The sequence below is a fragment of the Acinetobacter sp. 102 genome (assembly GCF_037028485.1).
In the GTDB taxonomy this organism is placed as follows: domain Bacteria; phylum Pseudomonadota; class Gammaproteobacteria; order Pseudomonadales; family Moraxellaceae; genus Acinetobacter; species Acinetobacter higginsii.
This window is the reverse complement of sequence record NZ_JAZEZK010000015.1, coordinates 48,216-61,871: the sequence shown is the minus strand read 5'-3', so window position 1 is coordinate 61,871 and position 13,656 is coordinate 48,216. Positions and strand designations below refer to the sequence as shown.

Here is a 13,656-nt window from a genome sequence, read left to right as displayed (position 1 = left end):
AATTGTACCTACTCATATACAACAGAAGATTAGATGATGAATAAAACTTAAATCGCTTTTAAATATCCAAACCGCAGCTTTTTCAGGTTCTGCTTATTTTCAAACATTTAAGTCCATTCTTTCACATTTTCCTAGCGACTGCTTTTGCTGGTCTGTTATAGGAGAGGATATATGGATCTCGGTCTCACTGCTTTAGAATTAGCCCGAATACAGTTTGCATTTACTGTTTCATTTCACATTATCTTTCCCGCCACCTCGATTGGTCTCGCCTGTTTTCTTGCCATGCTGGAATGGAAATGGCTACGTACTCAAAACCCCATTTATAAAGATTTATTCAAATTCTGGATCAAAATCTTTGCGGTGGCCTTTGGGATGGGTGTGGTATCTGGCGTGGTGATGAGCTACCAGTTTGGTACCAACTGGAGTGAATTTTCCCGTATTGCGGGAAGCGTAACTGGCCCTTTGCTCACTTATGAAGTATTGAGTGCTTTCTTCTTAGAAGCGGGCTTCTTGGGCATCATGCTGTTCGGTTGGGGACGAGTCAGCCCCAAAGCCCATTTCTTTGCCACCTTGATGGTTGCCATCGGCACCTGTATTTCCATGTTCTGGATTCTATCCTCCAACAGTTGGATGCAGACGCCGCAAGGTTTTGCAATCGAGAATGGTATTATTGTGCCAACCGATTGGTGGGCGATCGTATTTAATCCCTCCTTCCCTTATCGCTTTGCGCATATGGCCGCTGCAGCATTTTTAGTGTCTTCCTTACTGGTGGTGGGTACTGCTGCATGGCATCTGATCAAAGGGCGTCGTGATGAACTGATCAAAAAATCATTTTCAATGGGGCTTTGGATGGTGCTGGTCACTTCCTGCTTGCAAGTGGTGATTGGTGATAATCATGGCTTAAATACCTTGAAGCATCAGCCGGCAAAATTGGCCGCAATGGAAGGTCATTGGGAGACCAATTATGATGAAGGAATGCCACTGTACTTATTTGGCATTCCAGATATGCAAGAAGAACGTACCAAATACGCAATTGCGATTCCAAATCTAGGCAGTCTGATTTTGACTCATTCTATGGATGGTACAGTCAAAGGCTTAAAAGACTTCGCCCCAGAAGACCGACCAAACTCAACCATTGTGTTTTGGAGTTTCCGTGTCATGGTCGGACTTGGCATGTTAATGGTACTGCTCTCTTTCGTTGCCTTATGGCTGCGTAAAAAAGGCAAGCTTTATGGATCATCTTGGTTTCATAAATTCGCTTTTGTCATGGGGCCTACAGGCTATGTCGCCTTACTGGCGGGATGGGTGACGACCGAAGTTGGCCGTCAACCTTGGGTAATTTATGGGGTGATGCGTACCAAAGATGGTTTGTCGCATACCGTGACTGCCGATCAAGTCGGTATCAGTTTGATCATTTTCGTGGTGGTCTATGCCATCGTGTTTGGTAGCGGTATTTACTACATGCTGAAACTATTGAAAAAAGGTCCTGAATTTATTGAAGCGATTGATCTTGAGCCAGCTGGCCATGGTCACTTCAAGACCCCAATGCGTCCATTAAGTGCGGTCGATGAAAGCATTGACCAACAAGACCAGACCAAAGAGGAGAACCGCCATGATTGATTTATCTCTGATTTGGGTCGGCATTATCGGTCTTGGTGTATTGATCTATGTCATTTTGGATGGTTTTGATCTCGGTATTGGCATTCTGTTCCCTTTCATCAAAAGCCGTGAAGAACGTGATGTGATGATGAATACTGTCGCACCGGTCTGGGATGGTAATGAAACATGGATGGTGCTTGGTGGTGCAGGTTTGTTTGCGGCCTTCCCATTGGTCTATTCAACCGTTCTTTCAGCCTTATATATGCCGATTACCCTGATGGTAATTGCACTGATTTTTCGTGGTGTTGCCTTTGAGTTTCGTTTTAAGGCCAATCGCACCAAGCATTTATGGGATCAGGCCTTTATTTGGGGTTCAATTCTATCCAGCTTTCTGCAAGGCGTGATTTTAGGCGCTTATATTCAAGGCATCCAAACCACCAATGGTATTTTCTCTGGTTCAGGTTTAGATTGGTTCACTCCTTTCGCCTTATTTACCGGGTTGGGTGTAGTTGCCATGTATGCAGCGCTCGGTTGTGGCTGGTTGATTATGAAAACCGACCATGAGCTACGAGATCAGATGTATGCACTGATGCCTAAACTGATCATGCTGCTATTTGTGGTTTTTGCAGGTGTCAGTCTCTATACCCCACTGACCCATCCTGAAATTGCAGCGCGTTGGTTTGCCTTGCCGAATCTGCTGTATTTTAGTCCTGTGCCCATCTTAGTACTACTGTTTACATTCTTGATTTTAAAAGCTTGTAAAGAGCGTCAGGACTTTAAACCTTTTATCTATACCTTGGCACTCGTGTTCTTGGCCTTTACTGGATTTGTGATCAGCCTTTGGCCGAATATCATTCCACCATCGGTCACGATTTGGGAAGCGGCCGCACCGCATTCTAGCCAGAAATTTGCACTGGTTGGTGCAGTAATTCTCATCCCAATCATTATCGCCTATACCATCCTGTCGTACTGGGTGTTTAGAGATAAAGTACGGGTTGGAGATACGGGTTATCACTAAGGAGCAGCTTTGCATGAAAATTAAATCTCTGCATTTAAGCCAAACTCAATGGTTTATAATACTGTGGTTACTTGGATTTTTTGCACTCGCCATCATTGCAGGCCTATTTAGACTGTTATTGATGTTTGCTTATTAAAAAAGAGATGGAGCAGCTTGCATACCAAGCTGTTCCATCAAGATGGATTCACTTTACTTTATGTATAAATCAGAACAATTAGCGCACAACCTGAAACTTCTCATTGAAAATGGATCATGGCAACCGCACAGCAAACTTCCTTCTTTACGTGAGCAAGTGCAACGATCAGGGTTTAGCTTAATTACCGTAATGAACGCTTACCAAGAACTGGAAGCGCAAGGATTGATTTATTCAAAAGAAAAGTCAGGTTATTTTGTCGCTGAGCAAAATAATATCCAAATTCCACAAGCTTATTCGGTGGTCTCTTTAAACCCCAAAATTGAAATTAACTCCTTGGTGTTTAAATACCTGAAGTCGATTCAATCCAAACAGGTCAGCCCACTAGGTTCTGCATTTCCAGATAGTCAGTTACTCTATCCACCCAAACTGATTCAGATCATGGGGCAACTTTCCCGCAATCGCCATAGTTATGATCAGACCACCAACCTGCCGCCTGGAAATTTAGCCCTCAGAAAACTCATCGCGCAACGCTATTGTATGCAAGGGATTCCAACCGATGCAGATGACATTGTCATTACATCTGGTGGTTTAGAAGCTTTAAATCTCTCCCTGCAAGCGATTACTCAACCAGGCGATTATATTTTATTGCAGCAAACCATCTTCTATGGCGCATGGCAGGCAGCTGAACGTTTGGGACTCAAGGTGATTACCCTCCCAGAACATCCACAACATGGCTTTGATATTGAAGCTTTTGAACAAGTCATTAAAAACTATCCGATCAAAGTCTGCTGGTTCATGTTGAACGCACATAACCCGATTGGCTTTACCGTCAGCGATGAGATCAAATATAAAATTGCCAAGCTGTTGCATGAACATCAAATTCATTTGATCGAAGATGATGTTTATGAAGAACTGTTTTACGGCAATCAAAAGCCGTTACCCATGAAGTATTTCGATCAGCAAAATCTGGTGTTGCACTGCTCTTCTTTTTCCAAAACCTTGGGTTCGGGGTTCCGTATGGGATGGGTCTATGCTGGCAAATTTTCCGAACATATTCAGCATTTGCAATTGATGAGCACCATTTCAGCCAATGCGCTGATCCAGAATGCGCTGGTGGAGTTTCTCTCCCATCATCATTATGAAAAGCATCTAAGAACGCTTAGACGGGCTCTGGAAAAGAATAAAAAACAATTCTTTCAATATCTCAAACAACATCTACCGAAAGACTGTAAGGTCTATAACTATCCAAGTGGCTATTTTCTCTGGATTCAGTTACCAGACAAAGTCAGCAGTATGCAAATCTATGAGCAGCTGATTCAACATCAGATCGGAGTTGCGCCAAGCCCTTTATTTAATGTGTTGCCCTCACATCAACATTTTATTCGTATGAATTGTTCCTTTGAATGGACAGAACAGATTCAGCATTCGCTAGAACTTTTTATTGTAACGGTTCAGTTGGCGATGTCGGATGAATCGGCCTTGGACAAATAGCCTTTCCGATACTGACTCGGTGTTTCCCCAAACATCTTTTTAAAGGCGCGAATAAAATTTGTGGCTTCTTCATAACCCACCAGAGCTGCAATATCCTGAATACTATATTGTGGCTGTTGCAGTAACTTCTTGGCTTGACTAAAACGTACCTCAGCTAAAATCTGCAAGAAAGTGGTCCCTTGTGCTTGTAAATGTCGTTTGATGGTTCGTTCAGACATATTCAACCGCTGTGCAATCAACGCTAATGTCGGATAAGTATTGCCAGCTCGATACAACAACTCAGAACGAATGCTTTTCTGCAGGTCGCGCGTCGATTCTTTGAGTAACTTCAATTTGTCATTTTCGCAATACAATAATGCCTGTTGGAATGCGACTTGATCTGCATTTGGATTTTTACAATGCAGATATTGCTTGGGGAAGCGTAGGCCATTGCGTTGCTGATTAAAATGAATCTTGATCTGAGATAAATCGATACGTTTATAATTCTGTGCATCGGCCCAATCAACAAAGACCTCACAACGTTCAACAATTTTTTCAGAAAACAAAGCTAAAAAATGAATCGCCCCAAAGAGCAAACTTTCAATCATAAACTGCCGTAATTGATCAGATTGCTGCTCATTGCCAAATTTAACAGGATGTACACCATCCAAATAAACATAGACAAAGTCTTCATCAATATACGATTCAGGGGTAAAGTTTTGGATTCGTGTACAGAAATACTGCTGGCACAACGTTAATGCAGTTTCAACATCCGTACAGCTCAGAAATGCAAAACCTAAGGCTCCATGCGAAGTGGGACGTAATTTAAAACCATATTCAATCCCAAGCCGTGGATTCCCCGTCAGCCTTAAAGCATTCACCACCAGCTTTGACCATTGATGGGCACTCATTTTGGCATCAGCTTGTTTCATTTCTGCCAGCACCAATCCTGTGCCAGATAAAACTGTTTCAATATCAATGGTATAATCATGCACAATTTCTAATAATAAATGTGCATAAGAAACCGAGATGGTTTCTTGAAACAATCCAAAAGGATCTCGCATCGCACATCCACTGTCCTAAAATGATCATCAATATGGCATAGTCACACCTATTGTGCGAGTGTTTTATTCGAAATAATGACTGCAATCAATCAACCATCGCAGAATGAGGAAGCGCTTCAATGACCACCATGAGGCTTGATCAACAGCAGTCCATTTATGTTTTGACATTAACCAATGGCGATCAGGACAATGTCTTAAATCAAGATGTGCTAAATGAATATATCGAGATCTTTGATGAAATCGAGCGTCATTCGCATAATGCTTGCCTAGTCATTCAAAGCGACCATCCTAAAACATTTTGCAATGGCTTAGACCTCGCTTGGTTAATGCAGCAATCCATGCAAGATAAAAAAGCTTTTACCTTAGAACTGGAAAATATGCTACTGCGTTTGGCCTTACTCAACATACCAGTGATTGCTGAGATTAATGGCAATGCTTATGCAGGTGGTGCAATCTTGGCATCTGCATGTGACTTCCGCTTGATGCGGGCAGATAAGGGACGCTTTTGCTTCCCCGAAGTCAAACTGACCATTCCTTTTACTGACTGTATTGCAGAAATTGTGCAACTCCTTCCCAATCAACATGCGATCTGGGAGATGTCCTTAACAGGAAAATCCATGACAGGGATTGAGTGCTTAGACGCACAAGTGGTCCATCAGATTCATCCTGCCGAATCATTAAATACAGAGGTATTTAAGTTTGCTGAGGAGATGTCACAAAAGCATCGTCTGACCTATGCTGTAATCAAACGTCAGTTACGCCATCGCATTGTTGAGATTGCCAAACAACGACAGCTATACAATCCAGAAAAATTTTCACATCCGTTTATGATTTAAATCAGCTTTTATAACAACTCGAATATAGGACATTGACATGAGTAATATGCAAGGAAAAACCATTTTTATTACTGGTGGCAGCCGCGGAATTGGCCGAGCCATCGCGCTGAAAGCAGCACAAGCTGGAGCAAATGTTGTTATTGCGGCAAAAACTGAAGTGGAAACAGCAAAATTAACAGGCACAATTTATAGCGTCGCCGAAGAAATTGAAGCTGCTGGTGGCAAAGCACTGCCCTTACTGTTAGATGTACGAGATGAACAGCAGATTCATGCTGCCATGCAACAAGCAGCCAAGAACTTTGGTGGTATTGATGTATTAATAAATAATGCAGGTGCGATTGCACTCACAGGTGTCGAAGCCACTTCATTAAAACAATATGACCTGATCCAAACCATTAACCACCGTGCAACCTTTATTTGTGCACAGGCCGCTTTACCCTATCTCAAACAAGCAAAAGATCCGCATATTTTAAGCTTATCGCCACCTGTAAATATGTCACCAAAATGGTTGGGTATGCTCTCGCCTTATGCCTTATCTAAATATGGTATGACGATTCTGACGCTAGGTATGGCAGAAGAGTTCCGTCACTATGGTATTTCCTGTAATACGCTATGGCCTGAAACCTATATCGCTACAGCAGCAGTTTCGAAGAACCTAGGTGAGGAAAATACGCGTCAATTGAGTCGTAAACCGGAGATCATGGCGGACGCTGCTTTTGCAATTTACAGTACGGTCAAAGGTGAACTAACGGGACAAAGCCTCACAGATGAACAAGCACTGGCACGGATCGGGATCACTGATTTCGCTCAGTATGCCTGTGTCAGTGGCAACACCCAGCTACAAAAAGATTTCTTTCTGGATTGATTCAGCAATAAAAAACGACCTTAAAGTTTACACCTTAAGGTCGTTTCAAAAGCACAGCTAAAATTAGCCTGGGAAAATACCACGCTCTTTACGTGCTTTTAAGATACGCTCACAACCTAAAATGAAGGCTGCTGTACGTAAAGTACATTCTTTTTCGCTTGATTTGTGCCATACATCGTTAATGGCTTGAATCATCAACTTATCCAGTCTTTCATTAATTTCTTCTTCAGACCAGAAGTAGCTCGACATATCTTGAACCCATTCGAAGTAAGATACGGTTACACCACCCGCATTACAGATCACGTCAGGAACAACCGTAATACCACGTTGAACCAAAACATCATCCGCTTCAGGGAATGTTGGGCCGTTCGCGCCTTCAAGCACTAACTTCGCAGTTAATTTTTGAGCACGTTCAACTGTGATTTGGCTTTCCAATGCAGCAGGGATCAAAATATCCATCTCTACATTCCAGAACTCTTCATCACTGATCACTTGCGCACCAGCAAAGCCACCCACACCTTGGTGAGTTTCCATGTGAGTTTTTAATGCAGCAAGATCGATCCCTTCAGGGTTGAAAATCGTACCTGTGTGATCTTGAATCGTCACGATGATCGATTTCGAGTCTGCAAACAAATATGCAGCTTCGCTACCGACGTTACCAAAACCTTGAACCGCAATTTTCGCACCGTCTAAAGGTAATTTGATTTTTTCAGCAACTTGTTGACCTGTGATAAATACACCACGGCCTGTTGCTTTAATACGACCAAGAGAACCACCGAGGTGTACCGGTTTACCTGTTACAACACCCGTCACCGTATGACCTTGACCAGATGAATAGGTATCCATGATCCAACCCATTACGTTTGGATTAGTCCCCACGTCTGGGGCAGGGATATCTTTTTGTGGGCCAATGATATGGCTGATTTCACTGGTATAACGACGTGTTAAACGTTCTAATTCACGTGGTGAAAGTTGACGCGGATCAACACGAATGCCACCTTTTGCACCGCCGAATGGTAAATTTACCACCGCAGTTTTAATTGTCATCCATGCTGAAAGAGCCATTACTTCATTTAAATCTACATCTGGGTGATAGCGAATACCGCCTTTACCCGGACCACGTGACAAGTTGTGTTGTACACGATAACCTTCAAAATGACGAATTGTGCCATCGTCCATAACAATTGGCACGTCGACAATCAAAGCACGTTTTGGGCGCTTCAATGTGTCCACATAGTCTTCTAAACCATCTAGATATGGAGCAACACGCTCGATCTGTTCAAGATAAGTTGCCCATGGACCGTCATTTTGAGAGACATAAGATAAATTAGACATGTTTTAACCTTTTGATGAATTCACATGATCCATCAATCAAATATGTAGTTAAAAATTATATAAGCGGCTAATTTGGCAGTTCTACTATCCAAATCAAACCGTGGATTACATTCCGCCACATCAAAAACTTTAATCTTTCCGGTTTCCTTAATGGCCTCTAGTAATGGGTCAAAGACGGATAAATCAATCCCTTTAACCGCAGGTGCGCTTACACCTGGCGCAATGCTAGCACTAAATACATCAAGATCAACTGTAATATACAAATAGTCAACTTTTCCGGTAAAAGCTGTCAACTTTTCGATTAAAGTTTCAACATTTTGTTGCTGCAACTCATAATCGTAAATATAAGTACAATTCAGCCGATCTGCGGTTTCAAATAAAACCTTGGTGTTTGAATGTTTCGCTACGCCAATGCACAAATAATTAAATTCTTGTTGATGCTGTTCAGACAGTTTTGCTGCATTTAAAAAAGGTGTGCCAGAAGTCACCTGTTCAGCTTCACGCAAGTCGAAATGTGCATCGAAATTGATGATGCCGATCTTCTTATTCGGCTCATGATTTTGCAGATATTGAAACAGACCTGAGAAGCTACCAAAAGCCACCTCATGGCCACCGCCTAACACAATCGGCTTCATGCCCTGTTTGAGGCTTCTTTCAACTTGTTCAGCCAATTCAGCCTGTGCTTGTTCCAGTTTGGAGCCGTCACATACCACTGTGCCAATATCGGTAATCGTGACTGGTTGATGCACAGGTAAATTAGCCAATTGCGCACGAATACTGTCAGGTGCATCTGCTGCACCCAAGCGCCCTTTGTTACGCTTAACGCCCTCATCCGAGCTAAAGCCAATCAAGGCATAATCAGCTCGTGGTGTGGTATTGACGACTTGGTGAATCCTTAAGTGTTCAGCACCCTCACCATCTTTACGCCCCTGCCATGTAAATGAATGATTCATTATGTCTAGCGTCCTTTAAAAATGAGCTTCGCTGTTAGATTGAGATTTCATTGCCATGCTGAATAATCCGCTTCGGTAAATCGCCACCCAACCAGTAAACAATCTCGGATGGATGCTCAATATCCCACGCAATAAAGTCTGCAACTTTACCAGTCTCTAAAGTGCCGTGAGTCTCTTGTAAACCCAATGCATGTGCCGCATGCGTCGTCACACCCGCCAAAGTCTGTTCAGGTGTTAGACGGAATAAGGTACTCCCCATATTCATCATTAACCGTAAAGATAAGGCTGGTGATGTGCCTGGATTTAAATCACTGGATAGTGCAATGCGTACCCCATGTTGATGCAAACTGTCTAAAGGTGGATATTTGGTTTCTCTCAAGAAATAGAATGCGCCCGGTAATAACACCGCCACCGTTCCAGCAGCAGCCATCGCCTTAACATCATCCTCAGTCATAAACTCTAAATGATCTGCCGATAAGGCATGATAACGTGCCGCCAAACTCGATCCACCCAATGCAGACAGTTGCTCAGCGTGTAACTTGATCGGTAGATTTAAAGACTGCGCTGTTTTAAATAGACGTTCGACTTGAGCTGGCGAAAATGCCAAATATTCACAAAAGGCATCGACTGCATCAACCAAACCTTCTTGATGTAGTTTTGGCAGCATGTCATTGCAGATATGCTCGATATAAGCATCACTTTGATCTTGATACTCAGGCGGTAAAGCATGTGCTGCTAAGCAGGTACTGCGAACTGTCATCGGCAAAGTATCTGCAATCTGACGAATCACACGCAGCATTTTCCGCTCATTAGCATAGTCCAGACCGTAACCTGACTTAATCTCAATAGTGGTGACACCATCTTTAAGCAAGCAGCGAACTCGTTTCAAAGCTGATGCAAGCAACTCTTGTTCACTCGCTTCACGCGTGGCACGAACCGTACTGGCAATCCCGCCACCGCTAGCTGCGATCTCAGCATAGCTAGCACCTTGCAGGCGTTTTTCAAACTCAACACTACGGTTGCCACCAAACACGCTATGGGTATGACAATCAATCAAACCCGGTGTGACCCATGCGCCATTCAAATCGATGGTTTCGGAATAAGCATCGGCAGGAAGATCTTCAAATGTTCCAATCCAGTGGATATGCTGCCCTGAAGTGACCATTGCAGCATGTTCAATACTGGAATATTGCCCATTTTGCATGGTGGCGATATGACAGTTTTTCCAAAGCTTTTTCATTCACAGTTCCTCTCACTGCTCAGGCGGGATGACACCTGAGCAGCTTGATATTTAACTTTCCATTTCGATATTTTGTTGCATGCTTTGATTTTCTTTTACCGTGTTTTGCTTGGGCTTCACCCAAATGGTATAAGCAATCCAAAGTAAAACTAACCAGGTTGCGCCAACATAAATTGCAGGTCGTGAGTCTGGGAAATAGCCCATCATCGCCAAGATAAACAACATGAACGCAATTGCAAATGCAGGTGCATACGGCCAGCCAATCACTGGGAAATCGAGGGCTTTGATTTCTGCTTTAGACAACTTACGACGCATCGCAACTTGAGCAATTAAAATCATCAACCACACCCAAACCGTAGCAAAAGTCGCAATTGAAGCAATAATGATGAATACATTTTCAGGAATCAGATAGTTCAGCAATACGCCGATCAATAACACCCCTGCCATCACCACAACTGTCATCCAAGGCACACCATTTTTGGAGATTTTTTGGAATACTTGCGGTGCTTGTCCACGATTCGACATGCCATACAGCATACGTCCAGCACCAAATACATCACTATTGATCGCAGAGATCGCCGCGGTAATCACCACGATATTGAGAACGGTTGCCGCAGATCCAATCCCAAGATTTTCAAAGATCTGTACAAATGGACTGCCTTGGCTACCAATTTGATTCCATGGAAAAATCGACATCAATACAAAAATCGTCATGACATAGAACAACAGAATACGTACTGGCACCGCATTAATTGCTTTAGGAATCGAGGTTTTCGGGTCTTGCGACTCACCTGCGGTAATCCCGATAATTTCAATCCCACCAAAAGCGAATACCACCACAGATAAACAGGCAACTAAACCAGCAATACCATTTGGCATAAAGCCATCGTGAATCCATAAGTTTTGAATGCCAGTGGTAAAACCACTATGATCCGCATGGAAGCCATAGAACATTAAACCTAAACCACCGACAATCATCGCAACAATCGCCGTCACTTTGACAATTGAAAGCCAGAATTCCAGTTCACCAAAGACTTTGACATGAATCAGGTTAATTGCCCCAAGGAACATAATCAGCGACAGAATCCAGATCCAGCGCGGCACATCGGGGTACCAGAACCCCATATAAATCCCGAAGGCGGTGACATCGGCCAAAGCCACAATGATCATTTCAAAAACGTAGGTCCAGCCTGTGGTAAAACCTGCAAGTGGACCAATATATTGTGAGGCATAGTGACTGAATGAACCCGATACTGGGTTATGTACAGCCATCTCACCCAATGCGCGCATCACGATATAAATTGCAATCCCTGCAACGATATATGCGATTAATACAGACGGACCTGCCATTTTGATGGCTGTTGCCGAACCGTAAAAGAGTCCTGTCCCAATGGCTGAACCCAATGCCAAAAAACGAATATGGCGGGTGTTTAACCCCCGCTGTAATGTGGAGTGTTGTGACATTATAATCTCCAATCCTTGAGGAAATTTAGTTAGATTCGGCCACTCCATGTGACCGATTTATTGATCACACTTCAGACAAACTCGGTAATAGCTGTGGAATGAGTAATTCGTTCAAGCAGCCACTTGCAAGCAATTCACTCGCTTGCTCAATATCTGGCGCAAAGAAACGATCTTCACTGTAATAAGGCACTTGGTCACGCAGCACTTTACGCGCACGCTCAAGTTTTGGAGAACTCTTCAAACCTTCACGGAAATCAAGACCCTGACATGCCCCTAACCACTCAACTGCAAGAATGCCGCGAACGTTGTCAGCCATATACCACAAACGTTTGCCCGCATTCGGCGCCATAGAAACATGGTCTTCCTGATTTGCAGAGGTCGGTAAACTATCAACACTGGCAGGATGTGCAAGTGCTTTATTGTCACTTGCTAACGCAGCGGCTGTTACTTGAGCAATCATGAAGCCTGAATTGACCCCACCATTGGCAACCAAGAATGGCGGCAATTGTGACATATGACGGTCCATCATCATCGAAATACGACGTTCAGACAGTGAACCAATTTCGGCAATTGCCAATGCAAGGTTATCCGCAGCCATAGCCACTGGTTCAGCATGGAAGTTACCACCTGAAATTACATCACCTTCAGCAGCAAAGACTAATGGGTTATCAGATACCGCATTTGATTCAATTGCTAACACTTCTGCGGCTTGACGAATTTGAGTCAAGCAAGCACCCATCACCTGAGGTTGGCAACGCAGTGAGTATGGGTCTTGAACCTTGCTACAGTCCTCATGTGAATGAGAAATTTCACTCGATTCAGTCAGTAAGTCACGATATGCAGCAGCAACATCAATTTGACCACGTTGACCGCGAACTTCATGAATACGTGCATCGAATGGTGCCCGAGAACCCAGCATGGCTTCAACACTTAAACCACCACACACCGTTGCAGCAGCAAATAAATCTTCTGCCTCAAACAAACCACGTAATGCGTATGCTGTAGAAACTTGTGTCCCGTTTAAAAGTGCTAAACCTTCTTTCGCAGCTAAAGAAATTGGCTCTAAACCCGCAATTTTAAGTGCTTCAACCGCTGGTAACCATTCACCTTTATAACGCGCTTTGCTTTCGCCTAATAACACCAAAGACATGTGTGCCAGTGGTGCCAAGTCACCTGAAGCACCAACAGAACCTTTTAATGGAATATGCGGATAAACTTCTGCATTGATCAACGCCAAAATGGCATCAATTACTTTACGGCGAATCCCCGAAAAGCCACGTGCCAAACTATTTGCTTTAAGCAACATAATCAGACGAACCATCGCATCATCAAGCGGCTCGCCCACGCCAGCAGCGTGTGATAGCACCAAAGAACGCTGTAATTGCTCTAGGTCTTCTGGTGCAATTTTAGTTGATGCAAGTAAACCAAAACCCGTATTGATCCCGTAAGCAGTACGGCCTTCGTTGACGATTTGTTCGACACAAGCAACACTCGCATTGATGCCAGCAGAAGCGCTGTCATCGAGTTTCACTTTGATTGGATTTAAATAAGCGTGGCGCAGATCTGCTAAGCTAAGTTTGCCGGGTTGAATTAGAAGTTCCATTATTGGCGTCCTGTTTTGCACTCTATTGTTCGCTTACGATGCCGCTTACACAATTGCAAAAAGCATCGTAATG

At 43.5% G+C, this 13,656-nt stretch carries 12 protein-coding genes; 6 read left to right on the top strand and 6 right to left on the bottom strand.

Annotated elements, in window-relative coordinates; genetic code table 11:
* Positions 1 to 171 precede the first annotated feature (171 nt).
* From WA352_RS15165 to WA352_RS15150, 4 genes are read left to right on the top strand one after another with little or no spacing between them, the layout of a single operon-like run.
* Entirely contained in the window at positions 172 to 1,620 is a 1,449-nt protein-coding gene (locus WA352_RS15165) for a cytochrome ubiquinol oxidase subunit I (RefSeq protein ID WP_033134057.1), read from the top strand.
* The gene (gene cydB, locus WA352_RS15160) at positions 1,613 to 2,617 is read left to right on the top strand and encodes a cytochrome d ubiquinol oxidase subunit II (protein ID WP_004806263.1); all 1,005 of its coding nucleotides are present in this window, start codon (positions 1,613 to 1,615) and stop codon (positions 2,615 to 2,617) included. Before WA352_RS15165 ends, cydB begins: the two co-directional genes overlap by 8 nt.
* 13 nt (positions 2,618 to 2,630) lie before the next feature.
* Positions 2,631 to 2,753, top strand: a complete 123-nt coding sequence (locus WA352_RS15155) for a hypothetical protein (RefSeq protein WP_004654187.1) — start codon at positions 2,631 to 2,633, stop codon at positions 2,751 to 2,753.
* A 60-nt stretch (positions 2,754 to 2,813) separates the two neighbouring features.
* On the top strand, positions 2,814 to 4,244 hold the full coding sequence (locus WA352_RS15150) for an aminotransferase-like domain-containing protein (protein WP_033134072.1): 1,431 nt from the start codon (positions 2,814 to 2,816) through the stop codon (positions 4,242 to 4,244).
* Here the strand turns inward: WA352_RS15150 and WA352_RS15145 are convergent.
* On the bottom strand, positions 4,205 to 5,287 hold the full coding sequence (locus WA352_RS15145) for a helix-turn-helix transcriptional regulator (protein ID WP_033134058.1): 1,083 nt from the start codon (positions 5,285 to 5,287) through the stop codon (positions 4,205 to 4,207). The two genes, WA352_RS15150 and WA352_RS15145, sit on opposite strands and share 40 nt — an antisense overlap.
* 119 nt (positions 5,288 to 5,406) lie before the next feature.
* Between WA352_RS15145 and WA352_RS15140 the strand changes: the two genes are divergently transcribed.
* Together WA352_RS15140 and WA352_RS15135 are read left to right on the top strand one after the other, a co-directional pair.
* On the top strand, positions 5,407 to 6,123 hold the full coding sequence (locus WA352_RS15140; protein WP_033134059.1) for an enoyl-CoA hydratase/isomerase family protein: 717 nt from the start codon (positions 5,407 to 5,409) through the stop codon (positions 6,121 to 6,123).
* A gap of 37 nt (positions 6,124 to 6,160) precedes the next feature.
* Entirely contained in the window at positions 6,161 to 6,988 is an 828-nt protein-coding gene (locus WA352_RS15135; RefSeq protein WP_033134060.1) for an SDR family oxidoreductase, read from the top strand.
* Between the two features lie 63 nt (positions 6,989 to 7,051).
* Here WA352_RS15135 and WA352_RS15130 read toward each other — a convergent pair whose 3' ends face one another.
* From WA352_RS15130 to hutH, 5 genes are all read right to left on the bottom strand, one after another.
* A complete protein-coding gene (locus WA352_RS15130; protein ID WP_004654197.1) occupies positions 7,052 to 8,323 on the bottom strand; it encodes a Glu/Leu/Phe/Val family dehydrogenase in 1,272 nt (423 codons plus the stop codon).
* A 32-nt stretch (positions 8,324 to 8,355) separates the two neighbouring features.
* Positions 8,356 to 9,276: a formimidoylglutamase gene (hutG, locus tag WA352_RS15125; RefSeq protein ID WP_005204519.1), complete on the bottom strand. Its 921-nt coding sequence runs from the start codon at positions 9,274 to 9,276 to the stop codon at positions 8,356 to 8,358.
* A 34-nt stretch (positions 9,277 to 9,310) separates the two neighbouring features.
* Complete coding sequence (gene hutI / locus WA352_RS15120; RefSeq protein ID WP_033134061.1) at positions 9,311 to 10,516, bottom strand: imidazolonepropionase; 1,206 nt, start codon at positions 10,514 to 10,516, stop codon at positions 9,311 to 9,313.
* 51 nt (positions 10,517 to 10,567) lie between these two features.
* Positions 10,568 to 11,980: an amino acid permease gene (locus WA352_RS15115; protein ID WP_004806247.1), complete on the bottom strand. Its 1,413-nt coding sequence runs from the start codon at positions 11,978 to 11,980 to the stop codon at positions 10,568 to 10,570.
* 64 nt (positions 11,981 to 12,044) lie between these two features.
* Positions 12,045 to 13,583 (bottom strand): histidine ammonia-lyase, encoded by a 1,539-nt coding sequence (hutH, locus tag WA352_RS15110; RefSeq protein ID WP_004806245.1) that lies wholly within the window; start codon positions 13,581 to 13,583, stop codon positions 12,045 to 12,047.
* Positions 13,584 to 13,656 lie beyond the last annotated feature (73 nt).